This is a genomic window from Chondromyces apiculatus DSM 436, assembly GCF_000601485.1.
Classification (GTDB): domain Bacteria; phylum Myxococcota_A; class Polyangia; order Polyangiales; family Polyangiaceae; genus Chondromyces; species Chondromyces apiculatus.
In genome coordinates this window covers 1-22,323 of the sequence record NZ_ASRX01000074.1, presented here as the reverse complement: position 1 = coordinate 22,323, position 22,323 = coordinate 1, and the positions used below count along the sequence as shown (strand labels likewise).

Genomic DNA, 22,323 nt, shown 5'->3' with positions numbered 1-22,323 from the left:
GCGAAAGCCGTCCGCAGGAATGTTGCGGAATGTTGAGGAACGCGCGGCACGCTACATATGTTGAAAGTGGTTTTCAAGTTCCCTATCTTCGCCTGGCGCGTTGAGCCAACTTTCCTCGGCGCAGGTCGGAGTCACGACGTTGCTGGTGTGTGGGTGTGAGGCCAGAGAGCAGCAGAGGGGCGCGGCGGCCTTCGGGATCGCCCTGTGCGCGCTGCTCGGCCCGGGCATCGCGCGTGCGCAGGCCGCAGGGACCACCGACGCCGCACCCGCCGCGCCCATCGATGTCGTGGTCACGGGCACGCGCACACCCGAGTCCATCCAGCGCTCCACGGTGCGCACCGACCTGGTGACGCGCGCCGAAGCCGAGCGCCGTGGCGCCACCAACGTCGCCGAGGCCCTCGAAGGACAGCTCGGCGTGCAGGTCAACCCCGGCGCCTACGGCTCCCTCGGCAACCCCAGCGCCATCCAGATCCAGGGCTTCGATCGCGACCGCGTCCTCGTCCTCGAAGACGGCGAGCGCGTCATCGGCGATGTCGGCGGCGCCATCGACCTCTCCTCCCTCCCCCTCGCCGACGTCTCGCGCGTGGAGGTCGTCGCTGGACCGATGAGCGCGCTCTACGGCGCCAGCGCGATCGGCGGCGTCGTCAACATCCTCTCTGCGCCTCCCGCACTCACGGGCGCGAGCGGGCGCGTACGCCTGGAAGGCCGCCTGCGCCCCGGAGGCCTCGTCCAGGGGAGCGGCGCCTACCGCGGCGACCGACTCTGGGCCGGCGCCGACGTCGCGCTCGAGCAACGCGCAGGTGTCCCCCTCGACGACGGCACCCCGGCGCTCCTCGCCCCCGCGCGCCTCCAGCACATGATCGGCCTGCGTGCAGGCGCCACCCTCTCCCCGCGCATCAAGCTCCGCGCCCGCGCGCGCTGGCTCCGCGACGACTCCGACGGCGTCGAGGTCCAGAGCATCCCCGGCCTCGGATCCTATGTCCTCGACCTCCCCTCCGTCTCCGACCGCTTCGCCGTCCACCTCACCGAGGAGGTCGACCTCGGTGGCGGCTCCGGCCTACGCCTCACCGCGGGCAGGCAGTGGATCTCCCAGGAGAACCGCAAGGACCGCCGCGACTCGCCGATCGACGAGCTGCGCGAGCGCCAGGGCACCATGCAGAGCCTGGAGTCCATCGCCACGCTGGTGGACGGACAGACGCGCACCTGGGTCATCGGCGCCCGCGCCGAGATGGAGGAGCTCTCCCAGTCGCTCTCCCGGGCCGAGGCCGTGGGTGACGCCATCGCCGTCCACGAAGAGGAAGAGGTGCCGCGCACCCGGCTCGGCGTCGGCGCGCTCTACGGACAGCTCGCGTGGCGCCCCTTCGACGAGCTGACCATCATGCCCGGCGTGCGCGGAGAGATGCACCTGCGCTACGGCGCCGTTGTCGCCCCGCGCCTCGCCCTCGCCTACCGCCCCACGTCCCGCCTCTCGCTCCGCCTCGCTGGCGGCCGCGGCTTCCGCGCCCCGAGCGCCAAGGAGCTCGGCTTCCTCTTCGACCACTCATTCTACGGCTACCGCGTCATCGGCAACCCCGACCTGGGCCCCGAGGCTTCCTGGGGCGTCACTGGCGACGCCTCCCTCACCGTCAGTGACGAAGTGAGCTTCCGCGCGGGCGGCTTCACCACCTGGATCTCCGACCTCATCGACTTCGCCCTCGACCCTTCCGCCTCGTCCGGCGGCATCGATGCCTACTCCTACAAGAACGTCGCGCGCGCCCGCACCGCGGGCGTGGACGTGCGGGCCACCCTGCGTCCCGTGAGCTGGCTGAGCGCCGAGGTCGGCTATGCGTACCTGTGGACGCGCGACGACACCAACCAGCGTCCCCTCAGCGGCCGCCCACCCCACACCGTGATGGCCGCCCTGCGCGCCGAGCTTCCCGCCGAGCTGGAACTCGTCACCCGCTTCCGGGTCGTGAGCGACACCTTCGTCGACGAGAACCTGCGCTCTCCCGGCTTCAACACCCTCGACGTGCGCCTCGCCCGCACCTTGTGGACAGGGGCCCAGATCTACGCTGGCGTGCGCAATGCGCTGGCGTCCCGCCGGGATCCAGGGCGTACAGGGGATCAAAGGCCGTTCGACGGCCGCACCATCTACCTCGGCCTCATCGCCGAGATGCCATCGGAGGAGCCATGAAGCAGTACGAACGATCGTGGATGATGCTTGCCGTCGCGCTGGGCCTCGCCTGTCCAGCGTGCACCGAGGAGGTGGGGGATGACGGACAGACCACCACCGCCGGTGAAGACCAGGAGCTGGTGGTCGAGGTCCCTGCGACCGGCCACGCCTACGTCAAGCTCGACGTCCCGGAGGTCGTGGCTGGCGGAGAGACCTCCACCGACTGGGACCTCGCCCTCTCCGGCTACGACGTCTTCACCAACAGCGGCCCCTCCGGCGCGGGTGACGGCGGCGCCTTCGGCCCCCTCGAACCCGAGGTCTTCGACACCGGCGAGGTCCCCCAGATCCCTTTCATCTCCGCCGACGAGCTGGGGGGCGCCTTCCTCGGCTGGTACTTCTACGACGGCAACACCCACCGCCTGTGGAGCCGCTACCACGTCCACGCCATCAAGGACGGGAGCCGCCTCTGGAAGGTCCAGCTCCTCGGCTACTACGGTGAGATCCAGGGCGCTCCCGCCAGCGCCCTCTACCAGGTCCGCTACGCCGAGGTCCTCGACAGCGGCATCGGCCCCACCGTGTCGCTGAAGGATGTCAACGCCTACGCTGGCGGCGCGGGCGGCCCCGTCGACGCGCCGAGCGAGTGCGTCGACCTCGGCACCGGCACCGTCGTCTCGAAGACCCCGTCCGAGTCCGCCTCCTCCTCCGACTGGCACCTCTGCTTCCGCCGCGAGATGGTGATCGTGAACGGCGAACTCGGCGGCCCCCGCGGCGTGGGCGCCATCGATCTGCAGAGCGCCGAGTCCGACGCGGAGACCCTCGAACAGCTCCAGGCGAAGACCCCCGAGTCCGAGATCGCGCGCTTCGACGCCATCGACTACGCCGACCTCGCCGACCCCGCGCTCCAGTACCGCGGCGACCGCGTCGTCAGCGCCTTCTCCGACCTCTGGCTCGATCGCAGCGGCGCCACCCCCGCTCCCGCCGCGGGCACCTGGGTCGTGCGCGCCGCCGACGGCGAGACCCGCTTCATCGTGCGCATCGACCGCTTCGAAGGCGCCACCGAGGACACCCCCGGCCGCGTCGTCCTGCGCGTCCGCCGCGAGGGGGCCGCGCCGTGACCGCCCTTCAGGTCAAGCCTGCAGCCGCCCCCGACGCCGCGCAGACCCTCCCCACCGGGCCCGATCCTCAGGTCGGGAAGGACCTCCGCGCGCGCTGGGCCGACTACCGCAGCGCCCACCCCCGTGCCTTCACCCGTGATGCTGCGGCGGCCCTCGGCGTCAGCGAAGCCGAGCTCCTCTCCACCGGCTGCGGCGCCGACATCGAGAGCGGCACGGGCGTCGAGCGGCTCGCGGGCGACATGGCCGTCCTCCTCCTGCGCATCCCCTCCCTCGGCGAGGTCAAGACCATCACCCGCAACGAGACCGCCGTGATCGAGCGCAAGGGCCGCTACGAGCGCGTCGAGATCTCGGGCCGCATGGGCCAGGTCGTCGGCGAGGAGATCGACCTCCGCCTCTTCCTCGACCACTGGGCCACCTGCTTCGCCGTCCGCGAAGAAGGACCCCGCGGCATCCGCCGGAGCCTCCAGTTCTTCGACCGCCAGGGCGACTCCATCCACAAGGTCTACCTCGAAGACCCTGACCGCGTTCCCGCCTACGACGCCCTCTGCGCCGCCTACCGCAGCGACGACCAGCGCCCCGGCTTCCAGCCGAGCCCACCCCCACCTCACCCCGAGGAGCAGCCCGATGGCGAGATCGACACCGCTGGCCTGCGCGAAGCCTGGGACGCCCTCACCGACGTGCACGGCTTCTTCGGCCTCCTGCGCCGCTTCGGCGTCACCCGCACCCAGGCCTTGCGCCTCGGCGGCCCCGAGCGCGCCCGCCCTGTCTCCCCCACCATCCTCACCCGCGCCCTCACCTCCGCCGCAGCGGACGCCCTGCCGATCATGATCTTCGTCGGCAGCCGCGGCGCCATCCAGATCCACACCGGCCCCATCGCCCGCGTCGAGACCCTCGGCGCCTGGCTCAACATCCTCGACCCCCGCTTCAACCTCCACGTGCGCACCGAGCGCCTCGCCCAGGCCTGGGTGGTCCGCAAGCCCACCGAGGACGGCCCGGTCACCTCGCTCGAACTCTTCGACGCCGCCGGCGAGACCGTCGCCTACCTCTTCGGCAAGCGCAAACCTGGCCAGCCCGAGTCCACCGCCTGGCGCGACCTCCTCGCCGCCGCGGAGCCCACCCCGTGACGGCCGCCACCCCGCACGTCACCCGCCCCGCGCGCCACGCCTTCGTCGCGCTCGTCTTCGCCCTCCTCCTCCTCGCCTGCCGCGACGGCGCCGCGCCTCCCGAAGGCGCCCCCTCCGCGGCCCGCATCGTCTCCATCGGCGGCCCTGTCACCGAGCTTGTCTTCGCCCTCGGCGCAGGCCCCGACGTCGTCGGCGTCGACACCTCCAGCCTCTACCCCGACGAGGCCACCAAGCTCCCCAAGGTTGGCTACCAGCGCACCATCGCCACCGAGGGCATCCTCGCCCTCCGCCCGACGCTGGTCCTCCTCTCCTCCGAGGCAGGCCCCCCCACCGCCATCGCCCAGATCCAGGCTGCCGGCGTCCCCACCCGCGTCATCCAGGCCGACCCCCAGCTCGACCGCATCCCCGAGCGCATCCGCGCCGTCGCCGACGCCCTCGGCCGCAAGGAAGCAGGTGAGGCCCTCACCCGCACCGTCACCGCCGACCTCGACGCCGCCCGCCGCGACCTCGCCGCGCTCCCCACGCGCCCTCGCGTGCTCCTCATCTACGCGCGCGGCGCCGGCACCCAGCTCGTTGGCGGCGCCGATACCCCGCCCGACGCCCTCATCGCCCTCGCGGGAGGCGTCAACGCCGCCGCCGAGATCTCCGGCTACAAAGCCATGTCCGCCGAGGCCATCGCCGCTGCCGCGCCCGACGTCATCCTCGTCCCCAGCCGCGGCCTCGCCTCCCTCGGCGGCATCGACGGCACCCTCGCCCTCCCCGGCCTCGCCCAGACCCCTGCCGGCAAGGCCCGCCGCGTCGTCACCCTCGACGACCTCCTCCTCCTCGGCCTCGGCCCCCGCACGCCCGCCGCCGCCCGCGAGCTCGCCCAGAAGCTCCGCACGCCATGACCTCGGCGGCCTTCTCTGCCCTTGCCCACGCCGCGCGTCGCCCCGCGGGCAGGCGCACCATCCTCCTCACCCTCGCGGCCCTCCTCGCCTTCGTCACGCTCCTCGCCGCCTCCATCGGCGCCGTCCCCCTCTCCCTCGCCCAGGTCCTCGCCATCGCCCTTCGCCCCCTCGGCCTCGTCCTCCCCGTCCACGTCACCTCCCAGGACGTCGCCGTCTTCTGGGCCATCCGCTTGCCTCGCATCGTCCTCGGCATCCTCGTCGGCGCCTGCCTCGGCGCGAGCGGCGCCGCCATGCAGGGCCTGCTCCGCAACCCCCTCGCGGACCCTGGCCTGATCGGCATCTCCAGCGGTGCCTCCTTCGGCGCCGCCCTCGCCATCCTCCTCGTCGGCGCCGTCGGGACCGGCGTCCCCCTCATCCCCGTCGCCGCCTTCGCCGGCGGTCTCCTCGCCGCCTTCGCCGCCTTCCGCATCGGCCGCGAGGACGGCCACCCGGGCTCCCTCCTCCTCGCCGGCATCGCCATCAACGCCCTCGCCTTCGCGGGCGTTGGCCTCGTCATCGACGCCGCGAACGACGCACAGCTCCGCACCATCACCTTCTGGACCCTCGGCAGCCTCGGCGGCGCCTCCTGGGACACCCTCCGCTGGACGGCCCCCCCGCTCATCGTCAGCGTCTTCCTGCTCCAGCGCCTCGCCCGCCCCTTGAACCTCCTCCTCCTCGGCGACATCGAAGCCCGCCACCTCGGCGTGCGCGTCGACCGCGTCCAGCGCAACGTCATCGCCCTCGCCGCCTTCGGCGTCGGCGCCGCCGTGTCCGTCGCGGGCCTGATCAGCTTCGTCGGCCTCATCGCCCCCCACCTCGTCCGCCTCGTCGTCGGCCCCGACCACCGCGCCGTCCTCCCCGGCTCCGCCCTCGTCGGCGCCATCGTCCTGCTCCTCGCCGACCTCCTCGCCCGCACCGCCATCGCCCCCCGCGAGCTCGCCATCGGCATCCTCACCGCCCTCCTCGGCGCCCCCTTCCTCCTCGCCCTCCTCTGGGGCGGCGCCCGCGCGGGTCGCGTATGATCGAGGCCCGCGCCGTCGGCATCCGCATCGGCCGCGCCGACCTCCTCACCGAGGTCTCCCTGCGCGTCGCCCGCGGCGAAGTCCTCGCCCTCGTCGGCCCCAACGGCGCCGGCAAATCCACGCTCCTACGCGTCCTCTCCGGCGACCTTCCCCCCACCACCGGCGACGTCCTCCTCGCCGAGCGCCCCCTGCGCGCCTTCCCCCCCGAGGACCTCGCCCGCGCCCGCGCCGTCCTCCCCCAGGAAGCCTCCCTCCGCTTCGCCTTCTCCGCCCTCGAGGTCGCGCTCATGGGCCGCGCCCCCCACGCGGCTCGCAGCGAGGGCCCTGACGATCTCCGCATCGCCCGCGAGGCCCTCCGCCGCGTCGGCCTCGGCGCCCACGAGGCCCGCATCTACACCACGCTCTCCGGCGGCGAGCGCCAGCGCGTGCAGCTCGCCCGCGTCCTTGCTCAGCTCCCCCCGACCGACACCGCGGGCCCCCGCTGCCTCCTGCTCGACGAGCCCATCGCCAGCCAGGACCTCGCCCACCAGCACCGCGTCCTCCGCATCGCCCGCGAGGAGGCCGAGCGCGGCGCCGCCGTCATCCTCGTCCTCCACGACCTCGTCCTCGCCGCCCAGTACGCCGACCGCATCGGCGTCCTCTCGCGGGGCCACCTCGTCGCGGAGGGCTCCCCTGCGGACGTCCTCACCCCCGACCTCCTCCGCGACGTCTTCTCCGTCGTCGCCCAGATCCTCAAGGCCCCCACGGCCCCCGGACATCCTCTGGTCTTCGTCGAGACCGACGACATCTGACGCTGCCACATCACGGCATCACCACCTCGAACCCCACGACACCACGGCGCCCCCGCGCGCCCGACAGAGGCACAGAAGGAACGATCATGAGGGAATTGCGGTTCGGAGCGGCATCGCTCCTCCTTGGACTGATGACGACCACGGCTTCCTGCGGCGACGACAGCACCCCGGGCAACACCGGCCTGGGCACGTCGAGCACGGGCGGCAACGGCCCTGGCGTGGGCGGGAGCGGTGGCAGCGGCGCAGCCGGCGTCGGCGGTGCCGGTGCCGGTGCCGGCGTTGGTGGCAGCGGCGCAGGCGGCGCAGGCGTTGGCGGTAGCGGTGTCGGCGGCGATGGGGTTGGCGGTGCCGGAGTCGGTGGCGCAGGCGTCGGCGGCGCGGGCGTTGGTGGCAGCGGCGTCGGTGGCGCAGGTGTCGGCGGCGCAGGCGTTGGCGGCAGCGGCGTTGGCGGCAGCGGCGTTGGCGGCAGCGGCGTTGGCGGTGCGGGAGGGGATGGTGTCGGTGGGACTGGCGGCGGCGGCGTGGGGTGCATCGCGCCGCTCGCCGAGTGCGACGCCGATCCCGTCACCGTCTGCGAGACGGACACCTCGAACAACCCCGAACACTGCGGCGCTTGCGGCCACTCGTGCCTCGGCGGCGCCTGCGTCGCGGGCACCTGTCAGCCCATCGTGCTCGCCACACAGCAGAGCAACCCCTGGACCATCGCCCTCGACGACACCCACGTCTACTGGACCAACGCGGGCGTCGCGTCTTCCCCGAGCGGCAGCGTCGCGCGCATCCCCAAGATGGGCGGCGACGTCCAGGTGCTCGCCGCGGGCCAGACCTACCCCTTCATCGGCATCGCCGTCGCGGGTGGCTGGGTCTACTGGACCAACTACAGCGGCGGCACCGTCCGCCGCGTGCCCGTCGCCGGCGGCGCCGAGGAGACCCTCGCCAGCGGACCGATGAACCCCAAGGGGATCACCGTCACGGACACCCACGTCTACTGGGCCAACAACGACGGCACCATCATGCGCCATCCGGTCACCGGCCCCTTGCAGCAGTTCGAGGTCGCGTTCTCCGCGCCGGGCACCAAGCCGTACGGCGTCGCCCTGGGCAACGGGGGCCTCTTCTGGGCCGTCGCCTCCGCCGACGTCGGCGTCATCGAGTACCTCCCCCTCGGCGGCGGCCCTCCCTCGCGGATCGCCGAGCTGCAGGACCTCCCCCTCTACGTCGCCACCCAGGGCGATCACGTCTACTGGGTCAACACCGGCGCTGGCCCCAGCATCGTCCGCGCCCCCATGGCAGGCGGCCCCACCGAGGTCCTCGCCACCTCCGCCTCCGCCGGCGCGTACGGCCTCGCCGTCGCTGGTCCCGACGTGTACTTCACCAACCACCAGCAGGGCACCATCACCCGCACCTCCTCGTCCCCGCCCGCCGCGGAGCAGGTGATCCTCACCGGCCAGGGCAAGCCCCGCCTCATCGCTGCCGACGACCTCGCGATCTACTGGGTCAACCAGACCTCCGGCACCGTCATGAAGCTCGCGCGCTGACCGGCACGCTCCCACCCGCGCACCCGCGCCCGGGCTGAAGCCCCGCCCCATCTTCACCGAGGGCAAGATCGTGACGGGTGCATCCGCGCCCCGATTGGTGCACTGAGGAGGCAGCCGCGGCGCGACCGCGGCCTTTCACCACGACCTACCACGGAGGATCGCTTCCATGATCAAAGCACCCGAGCCCGGCCTCTACCGCACCACCGCCGCCTACCCCGGACAGGAGGAGGCCATCCCCGCCAACGTCCTCGTCTACGTCGGCGCCCGTGACAACGGCACCCCGTTCGTGGTGCGGCCCGGCCAGAACAGGCGCAACCGCTGGTTCTGGGGAGAGCCGGTCATCGTCCTGCGCTCCATGAGCTGGACCGAGACGCTGAAGCGCCTCCCCGCGCAGGGCTTCTACTCGCTACCCGAGGACCTCACCATCAGCGGCGGCGGCCGCTGGCTCAAGAACGCCATCGTCCAGCTCGGGTACAACGGCGAGGGCCGCGGGATCCTCTTCGTCGCCGAGGACCATGACAAGGAGACGCGCAACGTCCTCGTCTTCAGCGACAAGGGCATGCTCATCGACGACAAGCTGCTCGCGCGTCTCACCTGGGCCCCCATCCTGCCCGTGCGCGGCGACGACGCCACAGGGTGATGCGCGGAGGACGCGGAGGACGCGGAGGACGCGGGGGATTCCGAGGACGCCGGAGACACGTCATCATGCGTTCAAGGGCGCAAGCGATGAGCGCACCTGATATTTGATTGCAATTGCCTTTCGCGATGGTACGTCGGCTCGACGCGATGCGAGGCGGCGATAGCCTCGCGCCACCTTCCGAGGAGACTCCCCATGAACGTTCGCTTCGCGATGATCCTCCTGAGTTCTCTGGCCCTCGTCGCCTGCGGCGGTGACGACGATGGCGACGACGGCAGCAGCGGCACCAACCAGACCACGGGCAGCAGCAGCACCAGCAGCAGCACCGACGATCACGCGGTCGACGACCACGTCTGCGAGCACCTCGAAGAGGGCCCCTTCGAGGACATCACCGCCACGGAGACCGCGACCGGCGCGCCCGAGCTCGCGGAGACCCACGTGGCCTACAAGATCACCCTGCCGGACAACGGCGTCGGCGGCTTCCAGGGCGTGGTGACCTACCGGGTCGCGCAAGCGGCGGACCTCGCGTTCATCGCGACCGCCGACATCGCCGTCACGGTGCAGGACGGCGCCGGCGACCTCCTCTCGGCCGAGGACACCTGCCGCGGTAGCTCCTGCTCCGAGACCTGCTCGCTCATGCAGAGCAAGCAGGTCTTCCCGATGGATGGCGCCATCTACACCCTCACCATCGGCCCCACCTCGATGGACAGCGTGATCATCCTCGTCGAGGAAGCCGCGCACGAGCACTGAGCGCGTCCCACCTCTGCGCCCACCTACCCCCCTCGGGGCAGATCCTCTCTCTCCGCCCTGAGCCCATCTCACCCGCGACGATCCTCCGTTCCCGCTGAAACGTCTGACCTTTGCTGCTTGGGTGACCATAGACACACCTGCCGAGGCACACCTGGGCAGCCCAGGTGACCATCGCGGCATGTTCGGAGAGCACCTCGGCAGCCCAGGCGTGTCTCGGCAGGTGTGCGGAGGCATGCCTGGGCAGCCCAGGTGACCATCGCCGCGTGTTCGGAGGGCACCTCGGCAGCCCAGGCGGGCCTCGGCAGGTGTGCGGAGGCATGTCTGGGCAACCCAGGTGACCATCGCCGCGTGTTCGGAGGGCACCTCGGCAGCCCAGGCGGGCCTCGGCAGGTGTGCGGAGGCATGCCTGGGCTGCCGAGGTGATCGGAGTGCGCGCCATCCCCTGGTGCGGACGACGCTGGCGCCGGAGCTACGGCGTGTCGGAGAGGTCGCCGAGGTTGCGGGTCGCCTCGTCGATGCCCGCCACGGCGAGTGAGGAGGGGACCACCTGCAGGGGCCAGATGCCGACGGGGTCGAGGGCGCCGTCGAGGGACAGCGCGTGGATCTCGCGGCGGGCTGGATCGGAGACGTAGGCGCGCGCGGGGGCCTGGGCGAGGCGGGGGCGCACGGCGTCGGCGCAGGAGAAGGGCGCCACCACGGCCTGCTCGGCGAGGAGCGCGCCGTCGTCGGCGTCGAGGAGGCGGACCACGCCGTCGGGGGAGAGCACCGTCAGCGTCTCGCCGTGGGCGGGGTCGAGCGCGAGGTCGCAAGCCTCGGCGGGGAGCGTGAGCGCGGACCGGGTGTGCGGTGAGGAGAGGGGATCGCCGGTGAAGTCGTGGCGGTCGACGCTGGTGCCCCCGGCGTAGGCGAGGACCAGCGCCCGCGCGACGTGGCCGGTGAGCGCGAGGGGCCGCGGAGCACCGGCTTCGTGGAAGAAGGTGCGCGTGGTCTCGTGGCTCGCGGGGGGCTCCACCCTCACCAGCTCCTCGCTGCAAGCGACGGCGACGCTTCCGCCAGCGCGGGCCACGGGCGGGGTGGGGCAGTCGCGCGCGAGTTCGACGTAGGCGTCGTCGCCGGAGCGCGCCATGAGGCCGGTGTCGCCTGCCACCAGCAGGTCGTCGCCGAGCGGGATCGCCGTGTCGATGCGGGCCGTCATGGGGATCTCCCAGGCCTCGGGGGGCGTCGGCGGCTCGGCGAGCAACGCTTGCTCGTCGAAGCTCAGGGCCAGCGGCGAGCGCACGTTCAGCTCGCCGGGGAAGAGGACCGAGAAGCGGTGCGCGTAGGCCATCGCCCGCGGCACGCCGGTGCCGGTGAGGGCGTAGTCGAGGAGGCGGGGAGGGAACTTGTAGACGTGGATGTGGGCCGCGTCGGAGTCGGTCGCGCCCTCGGAGTGGTCGAGCAGCGAGATGCCGGGGTAGATCACGTCCGCGCCGCCGAGGTGAGTGGCGAGCACGTGCTCGCCGGAGCCGGAGACGACGAGATCCAGTGCGGGTACTGCGAGGGGGAGCGTGCCGACGCTCTCGCCGAACTCGATGTCGATCACCTCGATCTGAGGAGCGTCGGCGTCGGCCACGACGAGGCGGGTCCGGCGCCACGCAGGGTGGATGGGCGGTGTCGGCGCGGCGGGGTCGCCGTCGTCGCCGCCGTCGCAGGCCGCAGCGCCCGACGCGCAGAGGAGCAGGGAGAGCCAGAGGCCGAGGCGCGTCGGGGGGCGCAATGTCACTTCCTCTCTGCGACGACCCTGGCGTACGCCTCGGTCGAGGGGCCCAGGAGGATCTCGATCGCCTCCTGATCGACGAGGTCGACGAGGTCCACGCGACGCATGGCGTCGCAGCCGGTGGGCACGAAGGTGTGGGCGATGCAGAGGTCCTCCCCGGCGGCGTCGTGGTACGCGGCGGGGACGTCGGACAGGTAATAGAAGACGTGGGTCGACGTCTCCCGCGCGGTGAGGGTGAGGGTGCCGCCGAAGGCACCGGCGCCGTCGTCGTCGAGGGCCACGGTGTAGAGCATGTGCAGGTTGGCGAGGTCGTCGCCGGAGGGGAGAGCGCCATACGGACCCTCCTCGACGTGACCGCACGCGTGCGCGATCTCCTGCTCCCCGACCTCGTAGTCTCTCCCCTCGATCTGGCAGCCGACCGCGGGCGCCTCACCGCCGTCGCCGCCGTCGCCGCCGTCGCCGCACCCGGCCGCCGCGAGGAGGACCAGGAATCCCGTCATCGAGAGCCGGAACCAGGGGGGTCGTGAGGCCCGCATCGGTGCGCGTAGCGCTTGTGCTCCAAACACAACCGTGGAATATCTCAACTCAGTAAGCACATGCAACTCCGTTGCATATTGAGACCGGGCGCGGGGGCGTTCCTGACGCTCTTCGCACTGGCGCCTGCCCCAGCCCTCGCCCAGCCGCAGCAAGCGTCCACGCCGCCTGCCGCCGACGCGGAAGGCGCGCCCGTGAACGGGGCTCCCGCGGAGGGGACTCCCGCCGATGCGGCGGCTGCCGAAGGGGCGGCTCTGGAGGGGGATCCCGCGGACGGAGTTCCCGCCGATGGGGGAGAAGCGGTTCCGGCGGCGGGAGGGGAGCCGCCTGCGTCGGGGCCGCTGCAGGTGATGGTGAGCGGCTCGCGCCGTGGGCCTGCGCCGCGCGCGGGGAGCGACTACCAGATCGTGGTCGGTCAGCTCATCGACGTGCCGCGCACCTCGGCAGAGCGCCTGCTCACGCTCGCGCCTGGCCTGTTCCTCGCGAACCACGGCGGGGAGGGGCACCCGTCGGCGGTGTTCCTGCGCGGGTTCGACGCCGGCGAGGGGCAGGACATCGAGTTCTCGCTGCAGGGGATCCCGCTGAACGAGCCGTCGAACCCGCACGGGCACGGGTTCGCGGACACGAACTTCCTCATCAGCCGGCTGGTGGACAGGCTGCGGGTGGTGGAGGGGCCGTTCGACGTGCGGCAAGGGGACTTCGCGGTGGCGGGATCGGCGGAGTACACGCTGGGGCTGCAGGAACGAGGGGTCACGGCGCGGGCGGGGTACGGGACGTTCGGGCGCACGGAGCTTCTGGCGCTGTGGGGGCCGCGGGGGTTCGGGGCCGACACCTTCGTGGGGGTGGAGTGGGTGCGCGGGGACGGGTGGGGGAAGAACCGGGCGCACCAGGCGGCGCGCGCGCTCGCGCAGATCGGGTGGGCGCTCGACGAGGACACCAGGCTGCGGGTGCTGGCGACGAGCTACGCGACCCGGTACGACACGGCGGGGGTGATCCGGCTCGACGATCTGGTGACACGTCAGGTGCCCGGGTGCGGGGAGGACTTCGACGACCAGTTCTTCTGCACGTACGATCCCAACCAGGGGGGGTCGGTGCAGCGCCACGGGCTGAGCGCGCAGCTCGAGAAGAAGGGGGACGAGAGCGCGCTCGATGCGCAGGTCTTCGCCACGGTGAAGAACCTGCGCAGCCGCGAGAACTTTACGGGCTACGAGCTCGACGTGACCACCGACGGCGCGGCGCAGCGGGGGGACGGGACGGAGCAGGTCTACGACGCGGTGACCGTGGGCTCGCGCGGGAGCTACACGCGGTACGTGGACTGGCTGGAGCGCCGCCACGAGGTGGAGCTCGGGTACTTCTTCCGGCACGACAGCGCCGACGCGATGCTGCGGCGGCTGCGCCGCGCAGACGGGGTGCCCTACGCCCGGGACTTCGACAACGGGCTGAGGATCACGAACGCGGCGGCGTATGCGTCGATCCACGCGAGGCCGCTGCGGTGGCTGACGCTGCGGGCCGGGCTGCGGCTCGACTCGTTCATGTTCGGGGTGGAGGACCGCAAGCAACCCGAGGTGGACCGGGTGGGGACGCGGGAGCCGTCGACGCGGAGCGAGGCGTTCGGGGTGGCGGTGCAGCCGCGGGGGGTGGTGACGGTGATCGTGGCCCCCTGGCTGTCGTGGATGACGTCGCTGGGGCTCGGGACGCGGTCGAGCGACGCGCAGGCGCTGTCGGACGGGGAGTCGGCGCCGTTCGCGCGGGTGGTCGCGGCGGAGACGGCGCTCGTGTCGCGGACGCTGGGCGGGCCGCTGTCGGCAGAGGCGCGGCTGTCGGGGTTCGCGACGCGGGTCTCGAACGATCTGGTCTTCGACGAGCAGCGGGGGCGCAACACGCCGATCGGGGCGTCGAGCAGGTTCGGCGCGACCGTGTGGGGGCGCATCGCGCACCCGGGGATCGGGTTCGACGTGGCGTCGAGCCTGACGTGGGCGGAGGCGTACCTGCCGCCGGGCGACGCGAGCCCCTTCGATCTCGCGGCGGGGTCGCGGCTCCCGTACGTGCCGCGGTTCGTGTTCCGGCTCGACGCCTCGGAGCGGTATCCCTTCACGGTGCGGGGGCAGCAGTTCCGGGCGTCGGCGGCGGTGGGGCTCCAGTTCGTGGATCGGCGGCCGCTGCCGTTCGAGCAGCTCGGGGCCGCGTACGGGACCATCGACGCGGCGGCGCGGCTCCGGTGGCGGTGGTTCGAGGTCGGCGCGGAGATGACCAACCTGTTCGACCGGCGGAACCGCGAGGTGGAGCTGAACTACCCGAGCAACTTCGCCGACCCGGAGGCGCCCGCCTCGCAGCTCCCGGCGCGGCACGTGATCGCGGGTGCGCCCTTCCAGATCCTGGGCACACTCACGGCCTACCTGGATCAGGAGGAGCCAGAGTCATGAGCCTGTGGCGTCGTGCTGGGTGCGCCGTGATGCTCGCCTGGGTGTCGGCGGGGTGCGCGCCGGACACGGGGGGCCAGATGATCGGGATGGCGATCGCCGTGCACGCCGAGGGAGAGGCCGGGGAGCCGCTCGGGCACTTCACCACGGCGACGGGCTGGGAGGTGACGCTCGACGAGGCGTTCGCGGCGGTGGGGCCGGTGTTCGTCTACGAGAACGCCCCGGTGTACGCGCGGCGCGACGAGCGCTTCCTGCCGCTGCGGTGGCTCGTGCCGGAGGCGCACGCGCACCCGGGGGACAGCCACTACGACGGAGGCGTGGCCAAGGGCGAGTGGCTGGGGCAGACGCTGCTCGACCTGCTGGACCCGGCGTCGTTTCCGACGTTCGAGGGGCCGGGCATCGCGGGGGCGGCGCGCTCCCTCACGGTGCACCTCGACCCGCCGCGCGCGAGCTTGCCGGATCGGGAGCGGCTGCACGGCTACCAGCTCTACGTGAGCGGCGTCGCCGAGCGCGAGGGGACGCGCATCCCGTTCGCGGGAGGGCTGGATCTGCCGGCCGAGGGCGATCAGCGGAAGGTGCAGGGGGTGCCGCTCGACGGGGTGATCGACGAGGGGGCGACGGTGGTGGTCGCGGTGCACCCGTCGTCGTGGTTGCGGGAGGCGAATTTCGAGGTGCTGCTCGACGGCGAGCCCGACGCGGAGGGGCGCTATCCCATCGCGCCGGGGAGCCAGATCGAGCGGGCCTGGTACATCGGGGCGCGGAGCCTTGCGCCCGCGGGCGCGCCAGGGTCGGCGTTCACCGCGCGGCTCGTCGAGGGTGGAGAGGGAGAGCGCTGATGGCGACGGAGAATGCGAGCGGGGCCGGCGTGCAGTCGCGGGGGCGACGGGTGGCAAGCGCGGGTGCGCGGGGGCTCGCGGGCGTGGGGATGCTGCTCCTCGCCTGCGGGGCTGCGGCGTGCGGCGGGGAGGAGGACGGCGGGACGGGGAGCCTGCGCGTGCGGGTGAGCGGGGAGGGGGCGGCGCGCGACGGGTATCCGTACGTGGAGCAGGGCGTGGAGATCCGGTTCGGGGATGGCTGGTCGATCGCGTTCCGGAAGTACCTGGTGTCGTTCGGCGACATCGAGGTGGCCGGGCTCGATGGCGAGGTGGGGAGCGCCTCGGGGGCGCGCTACGTGGCGGACCTGCACACGGGCGACCCGACGGCGGAGGAGATCGAGGGGCTCGCGGCGCGCCGCTGGGACAGCGTGAGCTTCAGCGTGGTCGAGGCGGGGGAGGAGAGCGTCGCGCTGGAGGGGGTGTCGGGTGAGGATCTTTCGCTGATGAAGGCGGGCGGCTTCACGTTCTACATCGACGGAGAGGCGACGCACGCCGAGCGGGGGCGCTTCGATTTCACGTGGGGGATCGTCAACCCCACCCGCAACCGGAACTGCACCAACGGCCTCGATGGGACCGACGGGGTCATCGTGAGGCCCAGCGCGACGACGGAGGCGGAGCTCACGTTCCACGTCGACCACCTGTTCTGGGACACGCTCGGCGCGGAGCAGTCGCAGCTCCGGTTCGATCCGATGTGGGGGGCGAACAAGGACGGGGACACCACCATCACCTTCCAGGAGCTGGCGGGGCAGCGGCTCGCCGACCTGACCGATCCGGAGGGGGAGCCGCTGCGCGACGAGGCAGGGCAGGCGCTCGTGTACAACCCGGGATCGATCCCGCTGCCCGACAAGAACCTGCAGGAGTTCGTGCGGGTTTCGGCGGCCTCGCAGGCGCACCTGAACGGGCTCGGGCTCTGCTCGGTGCAGGCGCTGAAGCGCTGAAGGAAGCGCGGACGCACTGGCAGCGGGTGGGGTGCGGCGGGACCAGGCACCGCAGGGTTACCGCCGGGCTGCTTCCGGAGCTGCCGGAGCGCCCGCGCCGCGTACCTCGTGACGCATTGCTCCGTCGACGTGGAGGAGGACGGGCACGGGTTCTCCTTGACCGCTTGCCACGACGGATGCGACCCTCCGCTCGCGCCGCCATGCGAATTCTTCTCTGCGAGGATCAAGACGCCATCCGGCGCATGATCGAGGCGCTGGTGGGAGCCAGCGGCCACGAGGTCACGGGCGTCCGGACCGGGGCCGAGGCCATCGAGCTCGCCTTGAAGGAGCCTTACGACGTGGTGCTCCTCGATCTGATGCTGCCCGGCACCATGGATGGCTTCGAGGTGTGCACCCGGTTGCGGAGTGATCCGGTCACCAAGGGTCTGCCGATCGTCATCATCAGTGCCCTCGACGACAAGGAGTCGCGGGAGCGCGCGACGCTCGCGGGGGCGACGGCCTACCATGCGAAGCCGTTCCGGCCGCTGGAACTGCTGGAGTACATCGGCAGCTTGAAGCCAGCGCAGCGTCCGGCGGGCTGAAGACGCGGGACGTCGAGGTCCCGACGTGGGGACGCGGGGGAGCATGCTGTCCCGTGGGTTGACCGCGCCCGAGGTCCGGGGCTACACCGCGGGCCCATGCAGATCGGGATGCGCGGACGCTTCGCCAGGACCCTCGTGATGGTCTCCCTGCTCGGGCTCGTGGCCGGGTGCGAGGAGGAGAACAAGAAGGAGAGCGTGTCGGTGAGCGACGCCGGGGCGGAAGATGCCTCGCTGGCGCCGAACGCCGGGCGCCTGGGGGCAGCGCTGGCCTCGGCTGTCGCCGTGGGTGGGCCTCCGCCGACGCCGAAGGCGGGAGATGGGCCGCCGGAGAACGGGGTCTTCGCGCCGGGCGCGGGGGAAGCCGCGCTCCCCAAGGCGATGAACTACAAGACGGAGATGCTCACCGACGGCAGCGAGCCGCGGGTGCTGCTCACGTCCAAGCCTGACGGCAAGGAGCAGAAGACCTCCGTCCTGCTCAGCGTGCGCACGGGCGGGCCCCAGGGGCTGCCGACCATCGATTTCGGGATGTCGTTCAAGATCGAGAAGGCGAAGGGGGACAAGCCGAAGAAGGACGCAGCAGGCGCGGAGGCGGCGCCGGCGCCGGCGCCGGTGGGGAGCGCGGTAATCGCCAAGGTGACGTCGGCGGTGCCGGCGTCGATGAGCCCGGGGGGGCTGCCGAAAGAGCTGATCGAGGAGTTCGGCAAGCTCAAGGGCAGCGAGATCCGCTACCAGCTCTCGCCGACCAACGCGTTCAGCGGGCTCACGATCCAGATGGCGAAGGGGGTGGATGCTGGGCTCGCACCGATCCTCGATGCGCTTGCCGAGACGGTCGCGCTGCTCACGCCGCCGCTGCCGGAGAAGCCGGTGGGTGTGGGGGCGACGTGGATGGTGGCCGATCGGTTCGTCTGGACGGGGGCGAAGATCCCCGTGCTCCGTTACCGGGTCTTCAAGGTCGAGAAGATCGAGGCGAATGGCACGGTGTCCTTCAGCGTGGACTCCCGTCAGTACGCGGAGGAAGGGACGGTGAAGCTCACCATGGGTCCGGGGCAGGAGGTCAGCACGCCCCTCGACGCCTTCGAGTCTGCGGGCAAGGGGACCATCGTCTGGGATGCTGCGGGGCTCGTGCCGCGTGAAGGGGAGATCCGGCAGAAGCTGGTCGCGCAGGTCGTACCCCCGGGCGCTCCGCCGGGGAATCAGCAGCGGGCCGTCTTGCAGTCCGAGCTCGTCGGTCGCTTCCAGGCGCCCACGGCTGCCGCGGCGCCCTGAAAGCTCATGGCGGGGCCTCGCGCTCCCGCCGCGCTCACCACACCTGACAGGGCGTGCGCTGCCGCGTGACGCTTGCTCTGCACGCTGCATGGACTGCGTGCCGCGTGTCGTGGCTGCATGCCTTGGCCCAGTGCTGCATGCACCCTCGTCTCCGGCGGCGCTCCGGCTGGGCAGTCGCTGCGCGCGGGGGAGACAGCGGCTGGTGGCCGCGTCCGTGCATCACGTCGGGGCAGGGGGAGCGAAGCCGTGGGCAGGGGGACAGGAGCAGGCATGGGGCCTCCATCCCGCCCAACGGTCGCAGCAAGGCCACATGATGAACGACTGCGATGGAACCGTGCGATCCAACCTCGACCGGTATCTGCAGGAGCCTGGTGTCTCGGAGGGGCAGCGGAGCCGGCTCCGCCTCTTCCAGTCGATGGAGACCAACGTCTGCACCAAGGTGGAGCGCTTCTGCACGGACAACGGCGTAGAGGTCACGGATCTCGCGGTGCTGATCGTGGCTCCGGAGGCCCACGTGCTTTTCCAGGATGCGCTGAAGACGAACCCGGGTCGGGTTGCCGGGAGAGGCGGAGAAGGCTCCGTGCACCTCTCGGCGCTGCCTTCGGCGAGCGTGATCCTGGGGCACAGGACGCGGCTGCACGCCTTCCTGCGCGCGGCGTTGCCCACGGATGACGCCGAGGTGCAGGACCCTTACCGGGACCTGCTCGTACCCTCGCCGATGCGGTGCGTGAGGATCCTCATCATCGACAGCGACTCGATCACCATCATGAGCTACGGCACCTTCGTGACGGTGCAGATGGACCTCGCGTCGATGCCCGATGCCTAGCTCACACCCGTTTCCCTAGCCGCCTTCGTCCCGCACTTGCTGCACGGACCTCGTGCGGAGGCGCAGGGGGTAGCGACCATCGGGAGCGTAGGGACCTTGGGTCCCTGCTCCAGGGTACGCAGTACCGTAGGGACCTTGGGTCCCTGCTCCAGGGTACGCAGTACCGTAGTACTTAAAGGCGGCCTTTGGGGGTTTTCCAGCGGGGTTGCAAGTGCACGCGCACGATGTCGGCCATGAGGCCGATGTGGGCGCAGTGGTCGGGCTTGTCGTCGCCGGTGTAGCCGCGGACGTGGAGATCGTTGCGATCGAAGCGCTGGATCATGTCGAGACCGAGCACGTCCTCGCGCTTCGACTTCTTCAGCTTGCCGGAGATGCGCTTCACCAGGAACTCGGCGACCTCGGTGGTCGAGGCGTACCCGGGGGGGATGATCGACGAGTGGCTGAGGAACATGAACTTCTTGCCCTTGGCGGCGCTGCGCGCGAACTCCACGAAGGGCTCGATTTGAAGCGACTTCAGCGCCTTGGTTTGCTCGTCGGCGTAGCCGGCGTGGAGGGAGTCGAGGAGCACCAAGGCGTCCACCTTCTTTCCTGAGGGCTGGCGCAGGATCTGCTCGATGGCCCCGTAGCCGGCGCTCCACGCGGAGAGTGCGAGCTTGCGGATGTGGGCGTTCTTCTTCCCGGTCTTGCTGGCCATCCCGGCCTCGATGCTGGCCAGCAGGCGCTCGAAGGTACCGGGGGAGGCGAAGGCGTTCGCGTAGGCGCCGGAGCCGATCCCGAGATCGATGCCGACGAGCACCATCCCGGTCGGGGTCTTCACGAACTCCTTCCGCACGGCCTCGTGCCCGTGGAAGTGGATGATCACGTCGAACGCCCCGCTCTTGGTGATCCCGCCCTTGTGGGGAGAGATCATCTGGCCCATCGAGGGAGCGCGGGACCAGTGATCGTGCACGCCCCAGCCAGGGTCGGGGGTCATGCAGGGGTTGATGCCGCCCCGGCGCTGCTTGGCGGGGGTGGCGCGGCTGCTCGTCTTGCGGGGCCTGGCTTCCGCGTCGGTGGCGGCGCTCTCCTCGCTTCCGCGGGGCTCGGCGAGGGGCAGGGGCTCCGGCTCTGCGTTGGCGACCTGTGCAGAGAGGGAAGCGGCGATGTCCTTGGAGGGCTCGGCGTCCTGGGCCGTGGCGGGGTGGGTCCCGAGGATGCCGAGGAGGGAGAGCCACGCGGCTGCGCGCAGCAGCCGGGGCGTTCGCCTGGGGGTCGGCTGGAGCGGGCCGGTCTTCGGGGCTTCCGTCCTGACCTGGGTCGAGGCTTCTCCCATGGGCCAACTCCTTTCCATGATCCGGGCTCGGGGTCGAGTTTATGTCCGTCGGGGCGTTCCCGGGGTCACCGCGAACCACGGGCGGGCGGGACGGTGAGCAGGGAGGGGGGGAGTTTCCTCCGGAGTGGTACGCGAATGCACCCCCGGCGTTGGTGTGGGGACGCGTGAGTGCCGCGTCACAGGCGCGGGCGTGTCACATCGGGTAGCCGGCGTTGGCGGCGGCCTGGGCGTGGAGGGCGGCGCGCTGGGCCTCGGCGGAGGCGAGAATGCGCTCCTCGGCCTGGGAGGCGAGCTTCTCGACGGCGGAGGCGGCCTCTTCGGGGCTGAGGGAGCGCAGGTACTCGATGAACTTGCCTTCGAGGCCGGGGTGCACGTCGCTCATCACCAGCACGATGGGGATGGCGGGCTTCTCGATCTCGGACAGCTCGGCGGCGCGGGCGCGCCATTTGCGGGCGCCCATGCCGATGCGGATGGCCCACTGGATGGCGAGACCGATGAGGAGCCCGGCCATCACGCCGGCCACGAAGAGATCGGCGTCGGCGGGCTTGAGCAGGGCGGCGAGGAGGCCGCCCACGGCCGAGCCGATGACCAGGCCTGGCTCACCGCCGTTGTGCGCGGCGGCGGCCTTGAGGATGGCGGCGGTCTGCGCCCCGGGGCTGCCGGTGCGGGCGGCGTCGCGCAGGGGCACCAGCGTCCCGAGGCGGCGCATCGAGGCGACGCGCACGCTCAGGTAGCTCACGAGGAGTGCGATCACCGTGAGGCCCACGCCGAGGCTCACGGCGGTGCGGCGGTTGAGGAGGCCTTCGGGGAGCGGCTCGCGGACGACGGCGGTGGCGGCGCGGGCCTTGTCTCGCTCGCTGTCCGTCTTGGTGCGGGCCTCCACCTCCTGGGTCACCTTGACGAGCGGCTGGAGCGCGTCGGGCTGGAGCAGCGGCTTCACCGTCTCGTAGAGCTGGCGCGCCGCCTTGTCCTCGGCGGTCTTGTCACCGGCGGAGGGCGCCTGCAGGGCCTCGACGTCGGTGAAGGTCTTCCAGATGGGGTCGAGATCGGGCCGGGGGGCGCCGAGGCCGGCGAGGGTGTGCTCGCGGCAGGCGGTGACGGCGCGGGCTTGCTTGTGGAGCTGCTCGGCTGTGCCGCTCCAGGGCGCGAGGGGAGGCGCAGGAGGCGCGCGGCGGTTGGGCTGGCGGCGCACCCGCGGGTCCTCGGGCGGCGGGAGCGGGACGCCCATCTTCATCTGGTCGGCGAACTTGCCGAAGTACTTCACCGCGTCCGCGCTCTGGGTCGCGGCGGTGACGCACCTCGTGGCGGTGCCCACGCGCGCCTCGGACTCCTGCGCTTGCCGCCTGGCGCTCGGATCGGGGACGAGACGCCCCTCGACCCTGACCAGCCGGAACACGGCCAGCGCGATGCAGATCACGAGGATGGCGGACGCGATGAACGTGGCCCGTACTTCTTCCCGCCGGGTGTACTCGTTCATCGTTTCTCCAGGCGGCTTACGACCTGTCGCGCGCTCTGCTCCCGACGCATCGGGTTCCACCGTTAAACCAGTTGCCTGCCCATTTCCATACCCCCTCGGAAGTTGGTCGACCTCGGGGGAGGTCGTGTAAGGGTGGCGGCGTGGCCACCGCAGCACCTCGTGGGACCCTGGGCATGGTCGGCGGGGACCTCGCCCGCGCAGAAGTGGCCGGGGAATGGGGGGGCGGCGCCCGTGCGGCAGGCGCATCCCGGGGGGCCGGGGTGGCGCTGACGGCCGGGGGAAAGGC

The 22,323-nt window shown here is 71.9% G+C and carries 19 protein-coding genes; 15 read left to right on the top strand and 4 right to left on the bottom strand.

The features are described from left to right. Nucleotides 1–100 precede the first annotated feature (100 nt). The 9 genes from CAP_RS34840 (at nucleotide 101) to CAP_RS34800 (ending at nucleotide 10,052) form a co-directional block, all read left to right on the top strand. The gene (locus CAP_RS34840; RefSeq protein WP_231511867.1) at nucleotides 101–2,173 is read left to right on the top strand and encodes a TonB-dependent receptor plug domain-containing protein; all 2,073 of its coding nucleotides are present in this window, start codon (nucleotides 101–103) and stop codon (nucleotides 2,171–2,173) included. Continuing rightward, a complete protein-coding gene (locus CAP_RS34835; protein WP_231511866.1) occupies nucleotides 2,170–3,267 on the top strand; it encodes an HmuY family protein in 1,098 nt (365 codons plus the stop codon). Before CAP_RS34840 ends, CAP_RS34835 begins: the two co-directional genes overlap by 4 nt. Further along, a complete protein-coding gene (locus CAP_RS34830; RefSeq protein ID WP_081865582.1) occupies nucleotides 3,264–4,391 on the top strand; it encodes a hemin-degrading factor in 1,128 nt (375 codons plus the stop codon). Before CAP_RS34835 ends, CAP_RS34830 begins: the two co-directional genes overlap by 4 nt. Continuing rightward, a complete protein-coding gene (locus CAP_RS34825; RefSeq protein WP_052376534.1) occupies nucleotides 4,388–5,281 on the top strand; it encodes a heme/hemin ABC transporter substrate-binding protein in 894 nt (297 codons plus the stop codon). The genes CAP_RS34830 and CAP_RS34825 overlap by 4 nt, the downstream gene beginning before the upstream one ends. After that, nucleotides 5,278–6,342, top strand: a complete 1,065-nt coding sequence (locus CAP_RS34820) for a FecCD family ABC transporter permease (protein WP_052376533.1) — start codon at nucleotides 5,278–5,280, stop codon at nucleotides 6,340–6,342. Before CAP_RS34825 ends, CAP_RS34820 begins: the two co-directional genes overlap by 4 nt. Beyond that, on the top strand, nucleotides 6,312–7,133 hold the full coding sequence (locus CAP_RS34815) for a heme ABC transporter ATP-binding protein (protein WP_442340133.1): 822 nt from the start codon (nucleotides 6,312–6,314) through the stop codon (nucleotides 7,131–7,133). The genes CAP_RS34820 and CAP_RS34815 overlap by 31 nt, the downstream gene beginning before the upstream one ends. Nucleotides 7,134–7,264: 131 nt before the next feature. After that, the gene (locus CAP_RS34810) at nucleotides 7,265–8,665 is read left to right on the top strand and encodes a hypothetical protein (RefSeq protein WP_197041488.1); all 1,401 of its coding nucleotides are present in this window, start codon (nucleotides 7,265–7,267) and stop codon (nucleotides 8,663–8,665) included. Between the two features lie 166 nt (nucleotides 8,666–8,831). Beyond that, nucleotides 8,832–9,305, top strand: a complete 474-nt coding sequence (locus CAP_RS34805) for a hypothetical protein (RefSeq protein WP_044248928.1) — start codon at nucleotides 8,832–8,834, stop codon at nucleotides 9,303–9,305. A 192-nt stretch (nucleotides 9,306–9,497) separates the two neighbouring features. Then, the gene (locus CAP_RS34800; RefSeq protein WP_044248925.1) at nucleotides 9,498–10,052 is read left to right on the top strand and encodes a hypothetical protein; all 555 of its coding nucleotides are present in this window, start codon (nucleotides 9,498–9,500) and stop codon (nucleotides 10,050–10,052) included. Nucleotides 10,053–10,521: 469 nt separating this feature from the next. Here the strand turns inward: CAP_RS34800 and CAP_RS34795 are convergent, their stop codons facing one another. Both CAP_RS34795 and CAP_RS34790 read right to left on the bottom strand, forming a co-directional pair. Further along, nucleotides 10,522–11,808 (bottom strand): hypothetical protein, encoded by a 1,287-nt coding sequence (locus CAP_RS34795; RefSeq protein WP_044248922.1) that lies wholly within the window; start codon nucleotides 11,806–11,808, stop codon nucleotides 10,522–10,524. A 2-nt stretch (nucleotides 11,809–11,810) separates the two neighbouring features. After that, nucleotides 11,811–12,308: a hypothetical protein gene (locus tag CAP_RS34790; protein ID WP_044248919.1), complete on the bottom strand. Its 498-nt coding sequence runs from the start codon at nucleotides 12,306–12,308 to the stop codon at nucleotides 11,811–11,813. 96 nt (nucleotides 12,309–12,404) lie between these two features. Between CAP_RS34790 and CAP_RS34785 the strand changes: the two genes are divergently transcribed. The 6 genes from CAP_RS34785 (at nucleotide 12,405) to CAP_RS34760 (ending at nucleotide 19,248) form a co-directional block, all read left to right on the top strand. Next, nucleotides 12,405–14,765, top strand: a complete 2,361-nt coding sequence (locus CAP_RS34785) for a TonB-dependent receptor (RefSeq protein ID WP_081865580.1) — start codon at nucleotides 12,405–12,407, stop codon at nucleotides 14,763–14,765. Beyond that, entirely contained in the window at nucleotides 14,762–15,598 is an 837-nt protein-coding gene (locus CAP_RS34780) for a hypothetical protein (protein WP_044248916.1), read from the top strand. Before CAP_RS34785 ends, CAP_RS34780 begins: the two co-directional genes overlap by 4 nt. Next, complete coding sequence (locus tag CAP_RS34775) at nucleotides 15,598–16,575, top strand: hypothetical protein (RefSeq protein ID WP_052376531.1); 978 nt, start codon at nucleotides 15,598–15,600, stop codon at nucleotides 16,573–16,575. Before CAP_RS34780 ends, CAP_RS34775 begins: the two co-directional genes overlap by 1 nt. A 200-nt stretch (nucleotides 16,576–16,775) precedes the next feature. Next, the gene (locus CAP_RS34770) at nucleotides 16,776–17,156 is read left to right on the top strand and encodes a response regulator transcription factor (RefSeq protein WP_044248913.1); all 381 of its coding nucleotides are present in this window, start codon (nucleotides 16,776–16,778) and stop codon (nucleotides 17,154–17,156) included. 96 nt (nucleotides 17,157–17,252) lie between these two features. Then, entirely contained in the window at nucleotides 17,253–18,422 is a 1,170-nt protein-coding gene (locus CAP_RS34765) for a hypothetical protein (RefSeq protein ID WP_044248911.1), read from the top strand. Between the two features lie 334 nt (nucleotides 18,423–18,756). Next, complete coding sequence (locus CAP_RS34760) at nucleotides 18,757–19,248, top strand: hypothetical protein (protein WP_231511865.1); 492 nt, start codon at nucleotides 18,757–18,759, stop codon at nucleotides 19,246–19,248. 172 nt (nucleotides 19,249–19,420) lie between these two features. Here the strand turns inward: CAP_RS34760 and CAP_RS34755 are convergent, their stop codons facing one another. Beyond that, nucleotides 19,421–20,560, bottom strand: a complete 1,140-nt coding sequence (locus CAP_RS34755; protein WP_044248906.1) for a hypothetical protein — start codon at nucleotides 20,558–20,560, stop codon at nucleotides 19,421–19,423. A 193-nt stretch (nucleotides 20,561–20,753) separates the two neighbouring features. Further along, nucleotides 20,754–22,037, bottom strand: coding sequence for a hypothetical protein (locus tag CAP_RS34750; RefSeq protein ID WP_044248904.1), 1,284 nt, complete (start codon nucleotides 22,035–22,037; stop codon nucleotides 20,754–20,756). Nucleotides 22,038–22,323 lie beyond the last annotated feature (286 nt).

Bases quoted from the DNA above. Each gene is read 5' to 3' on its own strand.
- CAP_RS34790 (WP_044248919.1), bottom strand. From the start codon at position 12,308: ATGACGGGATTCCTGGTCCTCCTCGCGGCGGCCGGGTGCGGCGACGGC.
- CAP_RS34775 (WP_052376531.1), top strand. From the start codon at position 15,598: ATGGCGACGGAGAATGCGAGCGGGGCCGGCGTGCAGTCGCGGGGGCGA.
- CAP_RS34750 (WP_044248904.1), bottom strand. From the start codon at position 22,037: ATGAACGAGTACACCCGGCGGGAAGAAGTACGGGCCACGTTCATCGCG.
- CAP_RS34770 (WP_044248913.1), top strand. From the start codon at position 16,776: ATGCGAATTCTTCTCTGCGAGGATCAAGACGCCATCCGGCGCATGATC.
- CAP_RS34780 (WP_044248916.1), top strand. From the start codon at position 14,762: ATGAGCCTGTGGCGTCGTGCTGGGTGCGCCGTGATGCTCGCCTGGGTG.
- CAP_RS34800 (WP_044248925.1), top strand. From the start codon at position 9,498: ATGAACGTTCGCTTCGCGATGATCCTCCTGAGTTCTCTGGCCCTCGTC.
- CAP_RS34820 (WP_052376533.1), top strand. From the start codon at position 5,278: ATGACCTCGGCGGCCTTCTCTGCCCTTGCCCACGCCGCGCGTCGCCCC.
- CAP_RS34765 (WP_044248911.1), top strand. From the start codon at position 17,253: ATGCAGATCGGGATGCGCGGACGCTTCGCCAGGACCCTCGTGATGGTC.
- CAP_RS34755 (WP_044248906.1), bottom strand. From the start codon at position 20,560: ATGGGAGAAGCCTCGACCCAGGTCAGGACGGAAGCCCCGAAGACCGGC.
- CAP_RS34805 (WP_044248928.1), top strand. From the start codon at position 8,832: ATGATCAAAGCACCCGAGCCCGGCCTCTACCGCACCACCGCCGCCTAC.
- CAP_RS34785 (WP_081865580.1), top strand. From the start codon at position 12,405: ATGCAACTCCGTTGCATATTGAGACCGGGCGCGGGGGCGTTCCTGACG.
- CAP_RS34835 (WP_231511866.1), top strand. From the start codon at position 2,170: ATGAAGCAGTACGAACGATCGTGGATGATGCTTGCCGTCGCGCTGGGC.
- CAP_RS34810 (WP_197041488.1), top strand. From the start codon at position 7,265: ATGACGACCACGGCTTCCTGCGGCGACGACAGCACCCCGGGCAACACC.